The organism is Actinomadura sp. 3N407, from assembly GCF_052245875.1.
Taxonomy (GTDB): Bacteria; Actinomycetota; Actinomycetes; order Streptosporangiales; family Streptosporangiaceae; genus Spirillospora.
The window spans coordinates 541,582-560,127 of sequence record NZ_JBQQBP010000002.1; the positions used below are offsets into that span (position 1 = coordinate 541,582).

General features: G+C 70.2%; 18 protein-coding genes. 6 read left to right on the forward strand and 12 right to left on the reverse strand.

Features of this window, described 5'->3' with window-relative positions:
* Positions 1–258 precede the first annotated feature (258 nt).
* Entirely contained in the window at positions 259–1,584 is a 1,326-nt protein-coding gene (locus ACTWPP_RS06665; RefSeq protein WP_443103189.1) for an MATE family efflux transporter, read from the forward strand.
* Positions 1,585–1,641: 57 nt separating this feature from the next.
* Positions 1,642–1,830: a hypothetical protein gene (locus tag ACTWPP_RS06670; RefSeq protein WP_052357975.1), complete on the forward strand. Its 189-nt coding sequence runs from the start codon at positions 1,642–1,644 to the stop codon at positions 1,828–1,830.
* A gap of 22 nt (positions 1,831–1,852) precedes the next feature.
* On the opposite strand, the gene ACTWPP_RS06675 is transcribed toward ACTWPP_RS06670, so the two are convergent.
* From ACTWPP_RS06675 to ACTWPP_RS06705, 7 genes are all read right to left on the reverse strand, one after another.
* On the reverse strand, positions 1,853–2,707 hold the full coding sequence (locus ACTWPP_RS06675; RefSeq protein ID WP_443103190.1) for a peptidoglycan recognition protein family protein: 855 nt from the start codon (positions 2,705–2,707) through the stop codon (positions 1,853–1,855).
* A 359-nt stretch (positions 2,708–3,066) separates the two neighbouring features.
* Positions 3,067–3,528 (reverse strand): hypothetical protein, encoded by a 462-nt coding sequence (locus ACTWPP_RS06680; RefSeq protein WP_443103191.1) that lies wholly within the window; start codon positions 3,526–3,528, stop codon positions 3,067–3,069.
* Positions 3,529–3,694: 166 nt separating this feature from the next.
* Positions 3,695–4,141: a 50S ribosomal protein L9 gene (gene rplI, locus ACTWPP_RS06685; protein WP_443103192.1), complete on the reverse strand. Its 447-nt coding sequence runs from the start codon at positions 4,139–4,141 to the stop codon at positions 3,695–3,697.
* 16 nt (positions 4,142–4,157) lie between these two features.
* Positions 4,158–4,394: a 30S ribosomal protein S18 gene (rpsR, locus tag ACTWPP_RS06690; protein ID WP_019631633.1), complete on the reverse strand. Its 237-nt coding sequence runs from the start codon at positions 4,392–4,394 to the stop codon at positions 4,158–4,160.
* A 78-nt stretch (positions 4,395–4,472) separates the two neighbouring features.
* Positions 4,473–5,057 (reverse strand): single-stranded DNA-binding protein, encoded by a 585-nt coding sequence (locus ACTWPP_RS06695; RefSeq protein ID WP_443103193.1) that lies wholly within the window; start codon positions 5,055–5,057, stop codon positions 4,473–4,475.
* A 37-nt stretch (positions 5,058–5,094) separates the two neighbouring features.
* Positions 5,095–5,385: a 30S ribosomal protein S6 gene (rpsF, locus tag ACTWPP_RS06700; protein ID WP_443103194.1), complete on the reverse strand. Its 291-nt coding sequence runs from the start codon at positions 5,383–5,385 to the stop codon at positions 5,095–5,097.
* Between the two features lie 351 nt (positions 5,386–5,736).
* Positions 5,737–5,904, reverse strand: a complete 168-nt coding sequence (locus tag ACTWPP_RS06705; protein WP_443103195.1) for a hypothetical protein — start codon at positions 5,902–5,904, stop codon at positions 5,737–5,739.
* 217 nt (positions 5,905–6,121) lie between these two features.
* Between ACTWPP_RS06705 and ACTWPP_RS06710 the strand changes: the two genes are divergently transcribed.
* From ACTWPP_RS06710 to ACTWPP_RS06720, 3 genes are all read left to right on the forward strand, one after another.
* A complete protein-coding gene (locus ACTWPP_RS06710; protein ID WP_443103196.1) occupies positions 6,122–6,427 on the forward strand; it encodes a hypothetical protein in 306 nt (101 codons plus the stop codon).
* 93 nt (positions 6,428–6,520) lie between these two features.
* A complete protein-coding gene (locus ACTWPP_RS06715; protein WP_443103197.1) occupies positions 6,521–7,288 on the forward strand; it encodes a deoxyribonuclease IV in 768 nt (255 codons plus the stop codon).
* 172 nt (positions 7,289–7,460) lie between these two features.
* Positions 7,461–7,838 (forward strand): DUF4190 domain-containing protein, encoded by a 378-nt coding sequence (locus tag ACTWPP_RS06720; RefSeq protein WP_443103198.1) that lies wholly within the window; start codon positions 7,461–7,463, stop codon positions 7,836–7,838.
* A gap of 7 nt (positions 7,839–7,845) precedes the next feature.
* Here the strand turns inward: ACTWPP_RS06720 and ACTWPP_RS06725 are convergent, their stop codons facing one another.
* Both ACTWPP_RS06725 and ACTWPP_RS06730 read right to left on the reverse strand, forming a co-directional pair.
* Positions 7,846–8,313: a barstar family protein gene (locus tag ACTWPP_RS06725; RefSeq protein ID WP_443103199.1), complete on the reverse strand. Its 468-nt coding sequence runs from the start codon at positions 8,311–8,313 to the stop codon at positions 7,846–7,848.
* A 275-nt stretch (positions 8,314–8,588) separates the two neighbouring features.
* Positions 8,589–9,518, reverse strand: coding sequence for a phosphotransferase family protein (locus ACTWPP_RS06730; protein ID WP_443103200.1), 930 nt, complete (start codon positions 9,516–9,518; stop codon positions 8,589–8,591).
* An 82-nt stretch (positions 9,519–9,600) separates the two neighbouring features.
* Here ACTWPP_RS06730 and ACTWPP_RS06735 point away from each other — a divergent pair, with 82 nt between their 5' ends.
* Positions 9,601–10,539 carry a MerR family transcriptional regulator gene (locus ACTWPP_RS06735; protein WP_443103201.1) on the forward strand — a complete coding sequence of 313 codons (939 nt, stop codon included), beginning with the start codon at positions 9,601–9,603 and terminating at the stop codon, positions 10,537–10,539.
* Between the two features lie 38 nt (positions 10,540–10,577).
* Here the strand turns inward: ACTWPP_RS06735 and ACTWPP_RS06740 are convergent, their stop codons facing one another.
* The 3 genes from ACTWPP_RS06740 to ACTWPP_RS06750 form a co-directional block, all read right to left on the reverse strand.
* A complete protein-coding gene (locus ACTWPP_RS06740) occupies positions 10,578–12,038 on the reverse strand; it encodes a glycosyltransferase family 87 protein (protein WP_443103202.1) in 1,461 nt (486 codons plus the stop codon).
* A 145-nt stretch (positions 12,039–12,183) separates the two neighbouring features.
* Positions 12,184–14,640: a transglycosylase domain-containing protein gene (locus tag ACTWPP_RS06745; protein WP_443103203.1), complete on the reverse strand. Its 2,457-nt coding sequence runs from the start codon at positions 14,638–14,640 to the stop codon at positions 12,184–12,186.
* Between the two features lie 395 nt (positions 14,641–15,035).
* Positions 15,036–17,627, reverse strand: coding sequence for a transglycosylase domain-containing protein (locus ACTWPP_RS06750; RefSeq protein ID WP_443103204.1), 2,592 nt, complete (start codon positions 17,625–17,627; stop codon positions 15,036–15,038).
* Between the last annotated feature and the right edge of the window lie 919 nt (positions 17,628–18,546).

Sequence of the window (18,546 nt, forward strand, 5' to 3'; positions counted from 1 at the left end):
CCGACATTCTCCCGAGCCCACGCGGCGGCGGGCAAAGCGTCCTGTGGACGAGGTTGTGGAGTCCCTGTGCAGACACGCCGCAAAGGTTGTGCACGACCTGTGGACAACTCTGTGGATTCCCCGGGGAAGACTCTCGCGGCACCGCGTTGAAGTGCGAGAACGTCATCCACCGGGTGTGCGGGAAAGAAAGTTCGGGGCCCCGCCCGATGTAAGGCGTGAACCTGCTTACGAGAATTACAGACTGGTACCCTCGGCGCGGTGACGACCTACCGGCGGCCCGCGGCCGCGCACGATCGCGAGATCCTGCGCCTGGCGGTCCCGGCGTTCGGCGCGCTCGTCGCCGAACCCCTGTTCCTGCTGTCGGACTCGGCGATCGTCGGGCACCTGGGCACCGCGCAGCTCGGCGGCCTGGGAGTCGCCGGCCAGGCGCTGAGCACGCTGGTCTACCTGTGCGTCTTCCTCGCCTACGGGACGACGGCCGGAGTGGCCCGGCAGGTCGGCGCCGGGGACATGCGGGCGGCCATCCGGCAGGGCATCGACGGCATGTGGCTCGCGCTCGCCATCGGGGTCGCGCTGATCGTCGCCGGCTGGCCGCTGATCCCCGTGATCGTGGACGCGTTCGGCGCGTCCCCCGTCGTCGCGCCGTACGCCGAGACCTACCTCGCGGTGAGCCTCTTCGGGATCCCGTCGATGCTGGTCATCCTGGCCGGGACGGGCGTGCTGCGCGGCCTGCAGGACACCCGCACACCGCTCGTCGTCTCGATCGGCGGGTTCTCGCTGAACATCGTCCTCAACGTGCTGTTCGTGATCGTCCTGAACTGGGGGATCGCCGGCTCGGCGTGGGGGACGGTGATCGCCCAGACGGGGAGCGCCGCCGTCTACGTCGTGGTCGTGCTACGGGCGGCGCGCCGCCATGACGCGCCGGTGCGCCCCGACATGGACGGGCTGAAGACGTCCGCCACGGCGGGGTTCGGGCTGCTGCTCCGGACGGCGGCCCTGCGCGTCGTCCTCATCGTGGGCACGTCCATCGCGGCCCGTATGGGGGACGAGGAGATCGCCGCATACCAGGTGGGGTTCCAGGTGTGGACGCTCCTGGCGTTCGCGCTCGACGCCATCGCGATCGCCGGGCAGGCCATCACCGGGCGCTACCTTGGCGCGTCCGACATCACCGGCACGCGGGCCGTCACACGCCGGATGGTGTGGTGGGGGATCGGCTGCGGCGTGGCCTTCGGGCTGATCATCCTGCTGGTCCGCCCGTGGCTGCCGGGGCTGTTCACATCGGACGGCGGAGTCCGCGAGCTGCTGCTGGCCTCGCTGCTCCTCGTCGCGGTGATGCAGCCCGTCGCGGGGGTGGTGTTCGTCCTGGACGGAATCCTGATCGGGGCGGGCGACGGCGCGTACCTCGCCGCGACGACGCTGATCGCCACGGTCGTCTTCCTGCCCGCCGCCATCGTCGCCTACCGGGCGGACGCCGGGCTGATCGGGCTCTGGGCCGCGATCGGCCTGTGGATGCTGACCCGGATGCTCACCCTGGGCCTGCGTGCCCGCGGCGACCGCTGGATGGTCACCGGCGCCGTCCGCTGAGAGCCGATTTCCGCGAAGCGCACCCGCACCTCGCGCCACACTCGCTACTATTCGAACATGTGTTCCACACACGGCGAGCGGATGGCCCGGCTGACACAGGCGATCGACGACCTGGCGGCGGAGGGCCTCGCAGGGCTGCCCCCGGAGACCCTGGTGGAACGGGTCGCGGGCATCTGGTCCCTGGTCGAAGGCATCGACCCCGAGATCGCCCGTCGCCGCACCCGCTACACCACCCCAGAAACGTAGCGGCGCCCACCGCCGTGGGCGGTCAGCCGAAGTCGTCGAAAGGCGGGAACACCGGCATGCCCTGGCCACCGGCGCCACCGCCCGGGCTCGGCGAGCCGCCCGTGCTCGGCGAACCGGCGGAACTCGGGGAACCGTCCAGCCGGGCGGCCACTGACCTGCGGAGCTTCGGCAGCCGGGCATAGAGCACATCGCCGGGGCACGCGGTGTTGTTGTAGTCCCGGTGGCCGATGATCGCCTCGGACGGTTCGAGGTCGTAGGCCTGGCAGAGCCAGACGCACACCTCCACAAGCGAGTCCCACAGCGGATCCGGGACGCGCTTCTTCGTGTACGTGCCCTCGTTCTCGATCCCGATGGTGTGATCGTTGTGGTGCAGGACCTGCGCGCCCACGGCGAGATCACCGGCCCGGACGGCCTTCAGGCTCCTGTTGCGTCCCTCCATCACGATGCCGCCGCGGCTGATCGTGAGCTGCTGGCCCGTGTCGTCCCAGCCGTTCTTGTCCATGTGGAAGTTCTGGATGAACCGCGACAGGGCGAACGCATGGCCGAGCGAGCGGTTCTTGGAGTTCGCCGTCGCCGTGTGGTGCACGATGATGCGGTCGGGCGGCCGGTCGAGGACCTTGGCGGGACGCCTCGGCGACCGCGCGTTCCACTGGGCGCGTGTGTACACGTGTGGAGCGTCCGCCCTGAAGGCGACGTGATCGCCGACCCGGAAGTCCGGTCCGGCGGAGAGTTCGTCCGCCATGGCCACATTCTGGACGGACGAACTCATCGTGAGCAGGCCCGTTCCCACCACACCACCGATGAGCGCCCGGCGCGTCACCTGCGGCCCGCCCCGCTCTCGGCCGTCCGCGCCGTCCCCCGAATGCGCGATCAACACCGTCCCCCTTCGTTCCGCGGTGATCTGGTTACGGAACGTATTGGCCACTCTGTTGATCAACCAAACACAGGGCGGTTCACGGACGTTTCACATGAAACCCCGGGCGCAGGACCCCCGTTTGAACGAGACAACGCCTGATCTTGCACCAGAGATTGCGCGGTATGTATCAGAGCCGCCGGGCACGTCCCGGACGCGCGGTTCCCTGCCGGCGTCCTGCCCAGGGCGCCCCGGGCAACGGCGCGGGATCCGATCACGTCGGTTGGTCGGCGAAGCCCGTTCACGATCAGTCGGGCCCGAGCCGCGTCCCCGGCACGCCCGCCCGCATGGTGGGGCCGTGGGGACGCGGGCGAGCGGCGTGATCAATCACGTCCGGGTGGTCGCAGGCGGTAGACGCCCCAGGTCACGGCGGTGACCCCGAGGAGTGTCAGCAGCACGCCCACGAAGACCACGTTGCCGGAATGCGCGATCCATCGGTCGCCCACGGGCAGGCGGGACGCGGTGACCCGCTGCGGGTCGAGTTGCCCGTCATGGTCGACGAAGGTCAGTCTGGTGCGCCGGCGCGGCTCGTTGAAGGAGGAGACGCCGTCACGGTGAGCGCGAAGCGCGGCCTGCGCGGCCCGCCGTGCGGCCTCGTCGTTGGCGACGACCTGGGCCGGGCTCTCACCCGTGCAGTGCCAGACCGTGCCGCCCTTCTCCACGGAGACGGAGTGGCACTCGACACGGGTGAAGGTGTGCGTCTCCAGCCCGAAAGCCCCGGTACCCACCGAGGTCACGCCGACGCCCGCCGCCGCGGCCACCACCCCGGCAGACAACGACCCCATCCCCGCAGCCGTCCATCGTCTTCGCCGCATGGTGCTCCCCGTGTCCGTGCAACCAGGCTACGCAGCGATCCCGGTTTTCCGGCGCCGAGAGAGTCGTGGTGGACGCGGAACGACCCCCGCGCCTCGGGCAGGGCCCGGGGCGCGGGGGTCGTTCGGTGGAAGCGCGTCAGGCTTCGACGACGTCCACGTCGATGGTGGCGTTGACGTCGCTGTGGAGGCGGACGCTGACCCGGTGGGTGCCGACCGTCTTGATCGGGTTGCCGATCTCGATGCGGCGGCGGTCCAGGTCGGGGCCGTTGGCGGCGCGGACCGCCTCGGCGATGTCGGCGGCGGTCACGGCGCCGAAGAGGCGGCCGCCGCTGCCGGTGCGGGTGCGGAGCGTCACCCGCAGCGCCGCCAGCTGGCCGGCGACCTCCTTGGCGTGCTCGACCGTCGCGATCTCGCGGGCCGAACGCGCCTTCTTGATCGAGTCGATCTCCTTCTCGGCGCCCCGGGTCCACCTGATCGCGAACCCGCGGGGGACGAGGTAGTTGCGGCCGTAGCCGTCCCGGACCTCGATGACGTCACCGGGCTCGCCGAGCCCGGAGACCTGCTGGGTCAGGATGAGCTTCATGATCGTTCCCCCTGCCTCAGCGCGCGGTGCTGGTGTAGGGCAGCAGCGCCATCTCGCGGGCGTTCTTGATCGCCGTGGCGACGTCCCGCTGGTGCTGGGTGCAGTTTCCGGTCACTCGCCGGGCACGGATCTTGCCGCGGTCGGAGATGAACTTCCGCAGCAGACCGGTGTCCTTGTAGTCGACGTAGGAGATCTTCTCCTGGCAGAAAACGCAAACCTTCTTCTTCGGCTTGCGGGGAGGTGGCTTCGCCATCGTGGTGCTCCTTTGGGAGAGCCCCGCTCACGCGGGAATGGACGTGTACTTGTTCTTGCTGGTCCGGCAAAGGCAGGTCTAGAACGGCGGGTCGTCGGAGAATCCGCCCCCGCCGCCACCGCCGGTGGCCCAGGGGTCGTCGGCAGGGGCGCCGCCGCCCTGCTGGCCGCCACCGCCTCCGCCGCCGCCACCGCCGCCGAAACCGCCGCCCTGCTGGCCACCGCCGCCACCGCCGAAGCCGCCGCCCTGGCCACCGCCGCCACCGCCGCCGAAGCCGCCGCCACCGCCGCCGCCCTGCCGCTGGGTCTTGTTGACCTTGGCGGTGGCGCTGCGCAGCGACGGGCCGACCTCGTCGACCTCGATCTCGAAGACGGTGCGCTTCTCACCCTCGCGGGTCTCGTACGACCGCTGCTTGAGGCGTCCCTGCACGATCACCCGCATGCCGCGCTGCAGGGTCTCGGCCACGTTCTCGGCGGCCTGCCGCCAGACGTTGCACGTCAGGAACAGCGCCTCACCGTCCTTCCATTCGCCCGACTGGCGGTCGAAGAACCGCGGGGTCGAGGCCATGCGGAAGGACGCGACCGCCTGGCCGCTCGGGGTGAAACGCAGATTCGGGTCCTCGACGAGGTTCCCGACCATCGTGATTACGGTGTCGCCTGCCATGGGGTTCGCTCCGGCTGATGAGAGGACTGAGCCCGGCTCAGTGGACCTCGGGGCGGATGACCTTGGTACGGAGGATCGACTCGCTCAGGTTGAGCTGCCGGTCGAGCTCCTTGACCGTGGCAGGCTCAGCCGACAGGTCGACCACCGCGTAGATGCCTTCGGACTTCTTCTGGATGTCGTACGCCAGGCGCCGGCGGCCCCAGACTTCGACATTCTCCACGCTGCCGCCGTCGTCCTTGACGACCTTCAGGAACGGGTCGAGCGCCGCGGTCGCGGTGCGCTCGTCGATGGCGGGGTCGAGGATGGTCATGAGTTCGTAACGACGCATGCTGTCCCTACCTCCTCTGGACTGATGCGGTCACGGTCTCTCCGTGACAGGAGGGCTGTTGCGTCTCCCGCGGCGGCGCCGGAACCCGGATCGCCGGGCGCACCTGCCGCGAGACCGCTCCAGGCTACCAACAGTTGGCAGCGTACGAGCCGGTTCCCGGAGCGGAGCGCCGACGAAACGGAGGGGCCCGGTTCGCACGCCCGCCTCCCGCGGGGCCCGCGGAGGCGTGGGTTGCGCCCTTCGGCCGTAAGGGCGCCGCGGGCCTGGCGCTGATCGCCATAGGGATGCGCGGCGTCGCCGTGGACCTCGGCCGCGCAGCGAACCCGCGCCGGTTCCGGACGCGGCCCACCGTCAGCGCCGCACGCCCGGCCGGACGTTCTTGGTACAGCGCCGGCGCTCCAGTTCGGCCATGATGTCGGCCATGCGGGCGCGCATGCGGGCGGTCTGAGTCGTCAGCAGCGACAACTCCTCCACCAGCTCCGCGTCACCGATGAGCCCCAGCTCCGCTTTCGTCACCATGGTTCACCTCCTGCTCTCCCCCGCTTCCCCTCGGGGGCCGGACCGGGCCGGTGTTCTCGAATCTGTGTTCGACTGTACCGGGTGGCACGGACATTTCCGGGCCTCCGCGCCGGTTGATCTCCAGTCCGGCCGGGAATCCCTACGGGCGTGGTCCGTCCGTTCCCCGCGGGCAGCGTGTGCCCCTCACGCGGGAGACTCGAGCTGGAGGAGGATCCCCATGCCGCAGGAGGCTGCAGGCACCAAGAAGCAGGCCATCGGCCTCGATGCCAAGCCCGAACCGCACCGGCTCCAGGATGTGCTGGCGGTGGCGTCGGTCACGATCGGGATCGCCGCGCTCATCCTCGGCTGGATCCCGGCGACCCACTTCCCCGGGGCCGTCGCCGGACTGATCGGCCTGCCGCTCGCCCTGTACTCCCAGATGATCTCCGCGACGACGAATGAGCGGTGGCTGAACGTCATCGGCATGGTGGCGTCGTTCCTGGGCGTCGGCTTCGCGCTGAGCAACGGCGGCTTCACGATCTGACCCCCGTCGCCGGGAGGTTCCGTCACCGCCCGGCCCCCGCGGTGGGTCCGGGTGTTCGTGTGCGTTGTCGGAGGGCGGGGCTAGTCTCGTGGCATGCGCATCGGAGCCCATGTCGACCAGACCAACCCGCTCGACAACGCCCGCGCGATCGGGGCGGACGTCGTTCAGTTCTTCCTGGGTGACCCGCAGGGGTGGAAGAAGCCCGTTTTGCCGGAGGGTGTCGAGGCGCTGGCGGGGTCCGGGGTGGACGTCTATGTGCACGCGCCGTACACGATCAATGTGGCGACGTCCAACAACAGGATCCGCATCCCGAGCCGTAAGAACCTCACCCAGCAACTGGAGGCGGCCGCGTCCATCGGCGCGAAGGCGCTGATCGTGCACGGCGGCCATATGTTGAAGGACGACGACCCTGAGATGGGCTTCGAGAACTGGCGCAAGGTGTTCGAGCGGGTCGACTGCCCCATCCCCGTCTATATCGAGAACACCGCGGGCGGCGGGAACGCCATGGCGCGCAAGTTCGACCGGATCGCACGGCTGTGGGAGGTGCTGTCCGGGGTTCCGGGGCTGGAGTCCAAGATCGGTTTCTGCCTCGACACTTGCCACGCGCACGCGGCGGGGGAGGAACTCGTGGACGCCGTCGACCGCATCAAGGCCATCACCGGCGGCATCGATCTACTGCACTGCAACGACAGCCGCGACGCGTTCGGGTCCGGTGCCGACCGGCACGCCAATCTGGGCAGCGGCAGCATCGAGCCCGACCTGATCCTGGGCGTGGTGCGGGCCGCGGGCGCGCCCGTCGTCGTGGAGACGCCGGCGACCGGTCAAGCGGAGGACATCTCCTGGTTGCGTTCAAATCTCTGACCGCGCCGAGGCGGCCGGTGGAACCCGTCCGGCGGGCGCGGCATCTAAGAACGTGAAAGCCCAGCATGACGACAAAAACCGAAGGTCGCGTCACACTGGCATAATCCGGAACCCAGCCTCAGCGCACGCGCGTACTCTCGGGCGGCGGGCGCGCGAACCGATCGGGAAGCACATGGCATACGACCCCTACGGCTACGGCTCTCAGGACCCCTACGGCCAGTCCTACTCCCAGCAGCCCCCCGCCGTGCAGCACCACTACTACGGGCCTTCCGCCCCCGTCGCCCCGCCGACGAACGGGATGGCGACCGCGTCGATGGTGTGCGGGCTCATCGGTTTCTTCGCCTGCGGACTGACGTCCATCCTCGCGATCATCTTCGGGCATGTCGCACAGAGCCAGATCAAGCGGACGGGTGAGGGCGGCAATGGGATGGCCGTTACCGGCCTCATCCTCGGCTACCTCATCACGGTCGGGTGGATCATCTTCTGGTTCCTCTACATCCTCGGCGTGGCATGGTTCGCCGCGGAGACGGGCAGCACGCGCACCTACTGACGTCCGGTCAGGCGAGGCGGGGGACGCCTGCGACTTCCACACCGACGCTCGACATCAGGACGGTCATGGGGGTGGAGGTGTCCCGCCACGCCTTCACCGTTCCCGCGAACACGTCCAGAACGGCGCGGAACGACCGCTGGTCGGCGTCGGCGAGTTCGGCCCACGACTCGTACAGCACCACGTAGCCGTTCTTGGCGGGCGTCCATGACAGGTCGGCCAGGCCGTCGCCGAGAGCGTCCCAGCCGCCGGCCGTTCCTCCGGGCAGTTCGAAGACGTCCGCGCACAGGCGCAGGAACGACTCCCGGTCGCGGGCGCGGCGGCCGTCGAGATGGAATCCCCGCCAGCCGGCCTCCTCGGCGCGTTCGGTCCAGCTCGTGTCGCCGACGGCACCCGGCACCGGGGGCGTCCGCCACTGGTAGACGCCCGGTGCCAGCCGTCCCGCGAGCAGCTCGGTCAGTGCTTGGTTCGCGTCCACGTCATCTCCCGGCAGTTCGTGCTCCCCGCGTCCGCGGGGCCGGGGCGACCCGCCCCACCGGCCGCGATCATCCCCGGCCGTCGCCCACGAAATCCCCCCGATATGGGCAGAATCCGGCCACGCCTTTTCGGTGACGGCACCGGGCGCGTCCGAGATCGTCGCACAGCCTCCGGGGCCGGACGTTCAACGACGCGCTGACCTGCGTCGGTCACGATGAGCTTCGGACACGGCCGGCCTCCGCCACGGTCCGACACCCCCGTCGCATCGTTCCCCGGTCAGGGGCGGCCGGGGGCCAAGAGGGCGGTGAGGAGGTTCACGCCCTCATCGCGGACGTCCGGCATGCCGTGCTCGATGCCGTGGAGCACGTCGCTGACCGGGTCGGCCAGTTCCCAGAAGCGCAGCTTGCCCTCAAGGCGCGCGTCGAACGGCCGGCCCCGGTGTTCCTGGAGCCGCCGGACGAACCGGCGGTTCGTCTCAGGCCAGAGGTAGCACAGGTCGTAGTCGGGGTCGCCGATCCGCACGTCGCCGAAGTCGATCAGTCCGGTGATCCGCGTTCCGGTGACCAGGAGGTGGTCCAGGCTGAAGTCGGCGTGGATCAGCGTGGGGCCGCCACCGAAACCGGCGTCGTCGGCGAGGTAACGCTCGTAGGCCGCGATGAGGAGGCGAGCCTCGTCCGGCGGCAGCAGCGGCGCCACCTCGGCGCGGACGAGTCGCAGGTCCTCGGTGAAGTCCGCGCGCAGGTCCGCTTCGGGGACGCCGAGCTCGCGGGCGCGTTCGACCGGGAACGCGTGGATCGCCTCCAGCAGATCCGCCATCTGGCGGACGGGGCCCGGCTCGTCCAGAAGCCCGCGTGCGTGCCACTCCTCCTCGTCCAGCGACTCCCCGGGGACGAGGGGATAGCAGCAGAACATTCCGGGACCGAGCGGGTTCGGGGCGGTGAACGCGAAGGCGGGGATGGGGACGTCGAGCGTCCCGCCGAGTTCGGGCAGCAGCCGGGCCTCGCATGCGATGCCCGCCGCCCCGTTCTCGTCGCGCGGGAAGCGGAGCACATATGTCCCCTGCTCCGACTCCAGGCGCAATGCCACGCTCTCGTATCCCGCGCCGAGATGCCGCAGCGGGCACCCCGCGAGGTCGGGGCGGACGTCGGCGAGGGCGGCGCGCACCCTCGGTTCCCACGCTTCAGGGAGAACGACGTTCCTGGTCATTCGCGCTCCTGGTCGGTTCCGGGCAGGTTGGGGATGGTGTGGGGTTGAGTCTCTAGTAACTGGAGCCCTCATGGTGGACGGCATGGAAGGCGACGCCCTGTACACGATCGGGGAACTGGCGCGGCGCACCGGGCTTTCGGTGCGGACGATCCGGTTCTACTCCGACGCGGGCGTGGTGCCGGCGACCTCCCGTACCGCCGCCGGTTACCGGCTGTACGACCTGGAGGCCGTCGCACGCCTCGACCTGGTGCGGACGCTGCGCGACCTCGGCGTGGATCTCGGGACGGTCCGGCGGGTGCTGGACCACGAGATCGGCGTCGGAGAGGTCGCGACGGCGCACGCCGAGGCGCTGGACGTGCAGATCCGCACGCTCCGGCTGCGCCGGGCCGTGCTGCGGGCCGTCGCCAAACGAGCATCCAGTCCCGAGGAGATCGAACTCATGCACAAGCTGGCCCGGCTGTCCGACGCGGAGCGGCGGCGCATCATCACCGACTTCATCGACGAGTCGTTCGCCGGGCTCGACGTGGACCCCGGCTTCGAGGCCAAGATGCGGTCCGCGCTGCCCGAGCTGCCCGACGACCCCGAACCCGAGCAGGTCGACGCGTGGGTGGAGCTGGCCGAGCTGGTCGGCGACCCCGGGTTCCGGGCGTCGGTGCGGCGGATGGCGGAGGCCCAGGCCGCCGAGATCGAACAAGGCGCGTACCCGGAGGACCCGGCGCAGCTCGGCCGGCTCACCGGAGAGAAGATCGCGGCGGCGATCGAGAACGGGATCGAGCCGGGCTCGGACGAGGCCCGTCCCATCGTCGACGAACTCGTCGCCGCCTACGCGCGGGCTTACGGCGCCACGGACGACACCGAGTTCAGGCGTGAGCTGCTGAGGCGGACGGAGATCGGCACCGACCGGCGCGCGGAGCGGTACTGGCAACTGCTCGCCGTCATCAACGGATGGCCCGTGTGGCCGGCGATGACCCCGTCGTTCGAATGGTTCATCGAGGCCCTGCGAGGCCAGGGCGCCGGGTAGGGCGACGGCGCTGCGCCCCAGGGCGACGCTGCGCCCGTTCAGGACGGCACTGGGACGCCGGCGTGGTGGCGGCCACGCCGGCGTCCCAGTGAGATCACGTCCGCCGCGCCGTCGAGGACGCCGCCGGCCGGGTCGTCGGTTCCGTCCGACCGGACGATGTCGTCGGACGGGCGCAGCACGTCCCGCACCACCAGGGCGGCCAGCGCCAGGACTGTCACGAACCGCGCGAGCAGGGCGAGGTGGTACACGTCCTGGCTGATACCGCCGTCGGGCGCGTCCAAACCCAGTACCGCCGACACCGTGTCCGGAAGGTTCGCGCCCTGCGTCCGGGCGGAGACCGACAGCAGGAACCACCAGATGCCGAAAAAGTAGATGATCTCCCCGATCTGCCAGACCACGAACGCGGGGAGCTTCGGGCGGGCCAGGACGACGAGGGGCAGCAGCCACAGCACGTACTGCGGTGACCAGACCTTGTTCGGCAGCATGAACGCGACCAGCACGAGGAACATCAGCTGCGGCAGGCGCGGCCGGTGCGGCGCGGTGAGCGCGAGCACGGCGATGCCGGCCGCGAGGACGAGGAACGTGCCCGTGCCGAGGAGGTTGAGCAGCTCGGTATCGGACGCCGGCTTCTCCAGCCCGTGATCCTGCAGATAGAAGAAGATCGACCCCCAGTCGACGCCGCGGCCCTGGCTGAAGGTGTAGAACTCCTTCCACCCGTCCCACGCGAAGACCATCACCGGCAGGTTGACCAGCAGCCAGGTGGCGGCGGTGCCGGCGAGCATCCGTCCCATGGCGCGCCACTGCCCGGCGCGCACGCACAGCAGGACCAGCGGGCCGAGGAACAGCAGCGGGTAGAACTTCGCCGCGATCGCCAGCCCCAGCATCGCGCCCGCGAGCGCCGGGCGGCGGGCCGCCCAGGCGGCGAGGGCCAGCGCCGACAGCGCCACCGCGAGCAGGTCCCAGTTGATGTACGCGGTGAGCAGCAGCGCGGGGGACAGCGCCACCATCAGTCCGGCGCGCAGCGAACGCCGCCCCGCCACGTACGCCGTCGCGAGCACGGCCACGACCGCGAGGACCGCGAGCAGCAGAGCGGTGACGTTGTAGAACGCCATTCCGCGGGCGTCCACGCCGAACGGCTGGACCAGCCATGCGACCAGCTGCATGAAGGCGCCGCTCAGGACCGGGTACTCGACGTATTGGATGTCGGAACCGGCGAGCGAGTCGAAGTACGGCAGCTTGCCGTCGCTCAGCCCCCGCACGTAGTAGAGCGGATAGATGTCGGTGTAGCAGGCATTCGTCGTCGTCTTGATGAAGTCGAAGTTCGCCGACGCGCACGGCCGTTTCTGCAGCCAGCCGAGCAGGCACACCAGGGCGGTGAGGCCCGTCAGCACCGGCGCGAACGGCATCAGCCGGTCCCGCCGACGGGACGCCGGACCGTCCGCCTCATCGCTGTCGGTGTCGGCGGCGGACATCGCGAGCCTCTCAGAAGACGACGACATGGACAGAAAGACTATTGGTCATCGCGCCCGCCTCAGGCCGGACCTCGGTGAAGCGGACGCTCATGAAACGGAACGGCCCGGAGCCGCTGCGGGCTCCGGGCCATTCCCGGGGATGCCGGGACGCGCGTCCCCGCATCCCCGGTCACTAATTCAGGTTGCCGTTATCGTTCGGGTCGTCCCCGTCGCCCGGCCGGCAGGCCGGGTGGTCCCGGTGCTGGGGTTGAGCGCACCACCAGCTCTTGTCGCCCTCGGGCGGCAGGTTGGGGTCACAGCCGACCGGCATCCCGATCCGGTTGCAGGGCTCCCCCGGCCCGGGCGGCAACGTCGGGGTGTTCGTCGGGTTCGGCGTGTTCGTCTGGCAGCCCGGCTCCGGGTTCTGCTGGCCCGGCCGGCAGTCCGGCGTGGTGGTGGGGGACGGCGTCGCCGACGGGCTCGGCTCCGGCTTCGCCTTCGCCCACGGGGCGATCTCGCCGCCGTTGACCGGCGGTGGGAACTGCTTGATCTCCTTGCCCTCAAGCGCCTTCATCATGAAGGTCTTGAACAGGTCGGCGGGGACCGTACCACCGTAGACCTGGCTGTAGTTGCCCACGCCGATCAGCGACTTGCGGTTCCCGTTCTTGTCCTGACGCCACATCGCCGACGCCGTCGCGAGCTCCGGCGTGTAGCCGACGAACCAGGCCGACTTGTTCTCGTCCGTCGTACCGGTCTTGCCGGCGACCGGGCGGGAGCCGAGGCTCGCGCGCTTACCGGTACCGGTCGTGACGACCGCCTGCATCGCGGACGTGGCGTCCCGCGCGACGCCCGCGGAGAACGCCTTGACCGGAGTCTCCCAGGGCAGCTTCTCCAGGACCTTGCCGTCCTCGCTCGTGATGGGGTTGCCCTGGTTGTCGGTGACCTTGGCGATCACATGGGCCTGGCGGTGCTGCCCCTCCGCCGCGAACGTCGAGTAGACCGAGGCCATGGTGACGGCGGTCGTGTCGATGACGCCCAGCGGCAGCGACGTGTAGTTGGCGTTGAGGTTCGGGGTGTCTGCGGGGACGCCCATCTTCTTGGCCATCTCCACGACGTTGCTCAACTGAACCTTCTGCCCGAGCTCCACGTACGCCGTGTTGATGGACATCGCCGTCATCTGCTTGAGGTTGTAGACGCCGTTCTCCGCACGGTTGTCGTTGGTGAACGTCGCGCCGTTGATCGTCCGCTTGTAGCTGCCGTCCATCGTCGTCTTGAGGCTGATGTCCTGGTCGAGGGCGGTGGCCAGGACGATCGGCTTGAACGACGAACCCGGCTGCACATTGCCCTGGAAGGAGTTGTCGAACTGCTGCTTGCGGAAGTCCGGGCCACCGTAGGCGGCCACCACCCCACCCGTCTTCGGGTCGATCGCCGTCAGCCCGAAGTGGATGTCCTTGCCGAGCCCGTTCTCCTTCTTGATCTGCTTGACGGCCTTGTTGGTGTAGTCCTGCAGTTGCTTGTTGAACGTGGTCTTGATGCGCAGGCCGCCGGTCTCCAGCATCTGGTCGTTGATGCCGAGCGCCTTCAGTTCGCGCAGCACCCGCGCCTCGAGGTAGCCGGCGTTCGGGTCGTCGGGGACGTCGCTCCAGTTCTTCTGCGTCTGCGGGAACTCCGCCGCCGCGCGCTTGCCCGAGTCGAGCCAGCCTTCCTCGACCATCCCGTCGAGGACGTAGTTCCAGCGGTCGATCAGCGCCTGCTTGGCCGGGTTGGACGCCGGGCCGTAGGTGGCGAAGTATCCGGGGCGCTGGATCATCGCCGCCAGCATCGCCGCCTCCGACTCGTTGATCTCGGTGACGGGCTTGTGGAAGTACGCCCGGGACGCCGCCTGGACGCCGTACGACCGGCGCCCGAAGGGAACGGTGTTGAGGTACAGCTCGAGGATCTTCTCCTTCTGCATCTCCTTCCCGAGCCGGATGGAGATGAGGATTTCCTTGAGCTTGCGGCTGACCGTCCGCTCCTGGCTGAGGCCCGCGTAGTAGTTCCGGGCCATCTGCTGGGTGATCGTCGAGGCGCCCGCGATCTCTCCGCCGGTCATCGCCCGGTACATCGCTCCCGCGATGCCGGTCGGCGAGATGCCCGGCTCGGTCCAGAAGCCCCGGTCCTCGGCGGCGAGCACCGCGTTCTGCACGTGCTTGGGGACCTTCTCGAGCGGGATGTTCTCGCGGTGCGTCCCGATCCGGGCGAGCGGCGAGCCGTCCGCGTACGTGATGACCGACTCCTGCCGGATCGCGTCCTGCTGCTTCTCCGTCGGGATCGGGGTGTTGGCGTACGCGACGATGACCAGCGTGGCCATCCCGAGGATCATCACGCTGACGACGGCGACGATGATCTTCCAGGACGGGATGTACCGCCGCCAGCCGGTCTTCTCCGGGTCGTCCGACCGCTTGCCGCGCCCTTCATCGTCCCAGAAGCCGTCGCCACCGGAACCGCCGCGGCCACCCGAACCACCGCGGCCACCAGGACCGCCGGGACCGCCGGGGCCACCACCGCGGCCACCGGCGCCACCCGGGCCCGGCCGGCCGGGACGGCCGCCCGGCCCCGAGCGCATCGCCGACGGCGCGGCACGGCGCCGCCCGCCGCCGGTGCCGCCCACCCTCGCCGGCCCGCCGGCCCGTCCACCCGGCCTGCCGCCGGGCCGCGGGCCCTTGCCGGGCGCGGGCGAGCCTGACGGGGGTCCGCCGCGCGGCGCACCGGCGGGCGTGCCCGAACCGCCGGGGCGGGGGGCGCCCCTCCGGCCGGGGCCATCTCCGTGTTCCGGTCCGTATCGGCTTCGGTTACTCACGCGACCTCATCAACTGGGATACGGCTGTGCGTCGTCAGAGAGTACTGCGCACCCGGAGTCGAGGGGGCCGAGGGAGCAATGCTCCCCGTCCCCAACCCGTCCGGACGCACTCGAGCATGCCCGCTGGCGTGCGGCAATCGGCGAACATGCTTCATGTCACACCACCGCCTCCACAAGAGACGGTTCGCACGCGACGGCCCGCCGGTTCATTCCGGAGGCCTTGACAGCGGCAACAGCGGCACGATGCTCGCCGTGTTGGGTTCCAGCCCGCGACCGCCCCGCGGACGGCAGGCGCGCTCACCCTGGTGAAGCTGGCACCACCACCGGGGCGGGGGATTGCTCGGCGGCCTGCTCGGGTCGCAGTTCTCGTTCGGGACCGGCGACTGGCACGGCGGCTTCCTGCCCCGGTCGCCGCCGTCACCGTCGCCGTGACAGCGCGGGTCGAACCTGCCGATCGGTTCGTCGCACCACGGCGGCCTGTCGTCGCGCTTCTTCTCCGGCGGCTTCGCCCACTTCTGCACGATCCCGCCCCACGCCGGCGGCGGGAACGCCTCGACCTCCATGCCCTGCATCGCCTTCGTCATGTAGGACCGCCAGATGCGGGCGGGGATCGTACCGCCCTCCACCGTGCCGATCCCCGGCAGGACCACCGATTTCTTCTTCCCGTCCCGCCCCGTGTCGTCGTTGTAGATCGTCACGGCGGTGGAGATCTGCGGGGTGTACCCGACGAACCACGTCGCGACGTTACGGTCGGTGGTACCGGTCTTGCCGGCCGCCGGACGGTTCGGCAGCGCCGCCGCCGTCGCGGTACCGCCCTTGACGACCTGCTGCATCGCGTACGTGGCGTCCGCGGCGACATTCGCGTCGAAGACCCGGCGCTTCTCGTACTTCGGCTTCAGCCGGATCGTCTTGTTGTCGGACTCCTTCACCTGGCGGATCACATGCGGCTGGTGGTACACGCCGCCGTTGGCGAACACCGCGTAGCCCGCCGCCTGCTCGATGGGCCGGATGTTGTTGACGCCCAGCGCGAGGTTCAGGCAGCACTTGTGCGGCTTCAGCAGGTCGGACGCGATACCGGCATCGGTCTCGGTCTTGATCACCTCTTCGATGCCGACCTTGCCCATCAGCTGGATGAACGCCGTGTTCACCGAGTCCTTCGTCGCCGTGATCAGGTTGACCGGCGTGCCCACGTCATGGCTGTTCGGGACCATCACGGCGCTCGGGTCGTCCTTCGACACCACGTTGCCCTCCGGGTCGATCGGCGTCTTCGACCGTCCCTCGACGAGGCTCTTCAGGCTGTAGTTCTGCTTCAGCGCGGTCGCCAGCACGTACGGCTTCATCGCCGAACCGCCCTGCGCCGAGCCCTGCCACACGTTGTTGAAGGACTGGTCGAGATAGTCGTGTCCGCCGTAGAACGCCACGACCTCGCCGTTCGCGGTGTTCACCGACACCAGCCCGACGCGGATCTTCTTCTTCGCGAGCTTCTTCGGGTTCACCTGCGGGACGGTCTTCTCGGCGGCCCTCTTGGCCATCGCCATCCGCTTGCGGTTGAACGTCGTGTAGACCCGCAGGCCCTTGGTCGTCAGCTCCTTGTCGTCGATCCCCATCCGGCGGAGTTCTTCCTTGGCGCGCATCAGCATGTAGCCGCGCTGGCCGCCGTAAAGCTGGTCGCTGGTGCCGGCCTTCCGGATGTCGGGCAGCCCCTGCCCGATGTACTTGTCGGCGTCGGCCCGGCTGAGCTTGCCCATCGAGACCATGCCCTTGAGCGTGTACTCGTACCTCTCGGTCGCCCACGCCGCGTTGGCCTTGTCACCCGGGTCCCGGTTGGGGTTCTGGATGATGCCGCCAAGGATGGCCGCCTGGTCGGGCTTGAGCTTCCACACGTCCGTCCCGAAGTACTCGCGGGACGCGGCCTGGATGCCATAGGTGTTGCGGCCGAAGTAGATCGTGTTCAGGTACAGCTTGAGGATCTCGTCCTTGGTGTGCTTGTCCTCCAGCTTCAGCGAGATGAACAGCTCCTTGAACTTCCGGCTCATCGTCCGGTTGTTCGGGTCGGAGTAGTAGTTCTTCGCCAGCTGCTGCGTGATCGTGGACCCGCCGCCCGACCCGCCGGTCAGGTTGTCCCACACCGCCCGCGTGGTGCCCTTGACCGAGAACCCGGGGTCGGTGCGGAAGCTGCGGTTCTCCGCCGCCAGCACCGCCTCCTGGACGTGCGGCGGAATCTTGTCCAGCTCGACGCTCTGCCGCTTCTTGCCGATCCGGCCGATCTCCTTGCCGTCGGTGTAGTAGAAGATCGACGCCTGGTCCTCGACGCCCGCGACCGTGGGCTCCTCGGGCGTCGGGGTGTTCGCGTACGCGACCCAGATCAGGGTGACGAACGCCGCGAACCCCAGCCCGCAGACACCGGCCACGACCTTCCAGGACGGGATGTACCGCCGCCAGCCGGACTCCCGGGACCGCAGGTGATCGATGAAGCCGGCCTTCTTCTGCCCATGCCGCCCGGGCCCGCCTGGCCCGCCTGGCCGTCCGGGACCACCCGGCCCGCCTGGTCCACCTGGGCCGCCGGGCCCTGCGGCACCACCGGGTCCACCGGGTCCACCGGGGCGGCCCGCCCCAGCCGACCGGTTGGCCGCGCGGACGCCGCCGCCACGGAACTTCGAGGTGACCTTGGAGCCGAGGTCCTGGCCGACCTTCCCGAGCCCGCCGAGCTTGTCCTTGACACCGGGCTTGCCGGCCACCCCGGCGACGCCGAACCCGGCCACACCCCCGGCACCGGCCACACCCGCGGCACCCGGCACGCCGCCCATTCCCGGCCCGCCGGGGCCCGCGACTCCGGGCGCACCGGACGCGCCAGGCGTTCCGCCGCCGTTCGGCGGCGGCATCCCACGGGGACCGCCCGGGCCTCCGGGCACTCCGCCCATGCCTTGTCCACCGGGCGCCCCGGGATTACCGGGGCCACCCATCCCGGACCCACCGGGACCACTCGGCGCTCCGCTACCACGCCCCATTCCGGGACCACCCGGACCACTAGGGCTACCCGGCCCGCCAGGACCGCCGGGACCGCTCGGGCCGCCCGCGCCGCCGGGGCCGGTCGGGCCGGTCGGGCCGCCGGAACCACCCGCGCCGCCAGGACCGCCTCTCGGTGTTCCGCCCATGCCGGAGCCGCTCATCGCACCAGGGCCACCGGGTGCGCTCGGGGCTGCGGGGCCGCCGGACATTCCGGGACCGCCAAGACCGCCCGGCTGATTCGGACCACCGGGCAGACCCGGGCCGCCCGGCGCTCCGGGAAGGCCGGAATCCGCGGGGATGGCGGGTCCGGGCGCGGTCGGCGGGGAGCCGGAGTCGGCGCCCGGGCCGCTCAGGGGACCGGGGCCTCCCGGTCCGCCGGGGACGGAGTGGCCGCCCATGAAGCCGGGGTTCTGGAGGTTGTCCGGTGGTCCGGCCGGTGCCCCCTGCGCGCCGGAGTTGCCCGGCACGCCGGGGAAGCCCGCGGCGGACTCGTGGTGGACTCCCGGGTGGCCGGGGTCGTCGGAGTCGCCGGGACGGGGGACCTGCTGCCCGCCCGGCCTCTGCGACCCGGGTTCCGGTCGGGGCTGGCTTGGATTACTCACGCGACCTCATCAACAGGGGACAGCTGGTTGTTGCCGAGGGCCGGGGATCGCTCCCCAGCGTTGCCACGACTCGTGCGCCGTCCGAAGAGTACTGTGCGGGCTGGTG

Bases quoted from the DNA above. Each gene is read 5' to 3' on its own strand.
- ACTWPP_RS06720 (WP_443103198.1), top strand. From the start codon at position 7,461: ATGGCATACGACCCCTACGGCTACGGCTCTCAGGACCCCTACGGCCAG.
- rpsR (WP_019631633.1), bottom strand. From the start codon at position 4,394: ATGGCGAAGCCACCTCCCCGCAAGCCGAAGAAGAAGGTTTGCGTTTTC.
- ACTWPP_RS06715 (WP_443103197.1), top strand. From the start codon at position 6,521: ATGCGCATCGGAGCCCATGTCGACCAGACCAACCCGCTCGACAACGCC.
- ACTWPP_RS06710 (WP_443103196.1), top strand. From the start codon at position 6,122: ATGCCGCAGGAGGCTGCAGGCACCAAGAAGCAGGCCATCGGCCTCGAT.
- ACTWPP_RS06740 (WP_443103202.1), bottom strand. From the start codon at position 12,038: ATGTCGTCGTCTTCTGAGAGGCTCGCGATGTCCGCCGCCGACACCGAC.
- ACTWPP_RS06680 (WP_443103191.1), bottom strand. From the start codon at position 3,528: ATGGGGTCGTTGTCTGCCGGGGTGGTGGCCGCGGCGGCGGGCGTCGGC.
- rplI (WP_443103192.1), bottom strand. From the start codon at position 4,141: ATGAAGCTCATCCTGACCCAGCAGGTCTCCGGGCTCGGCGAGCCCGGT.
- rpsF (WP_443103194.1), bottom strand. From the start codon at position 5,385: ATGCGTCGTTACGAACTCATGACCATCCTCGACCCCGCCATCGACGAG.
- ACTWPP_RS06705 (WP_443103195.1), bottom strand. From the start codon at position 5,904: ATGGTGACGAAAGCGGAGCTGGGGCTCATCGGTGACGCGGAGCTGGTG.
- ACTWPP_RS06695 (WP_443103193.1), bottom strand. From the start codon at position 5,057: ATGGCAGGCGACACCGTAATCACGATGGTCGGGAACCTCGTCGAGGAC.
- ACTWPP_RS06735 (WP_443103201.1), top strand. From the start codon at position 9,601: ATGGAAGGCGACGCCCTGTACACGATCGGGGAACTGGCGCGGCGCACC.
- ACTWPP_RS06730 (WP_443103200.1), bottom strand. From the start codon at position 9,518: ATGACCAGGAACGTCGTTCTCCCTGAAGCGTGGGAACCGAGGGTGCGC.
- ACTWPP_RS06670 (WP_052357975.1), top strand. From the start codon at position 1,642: ATGTGTTCCACACACGGCGAGCGGATGGCCCGGCTGACACAGGCGATC.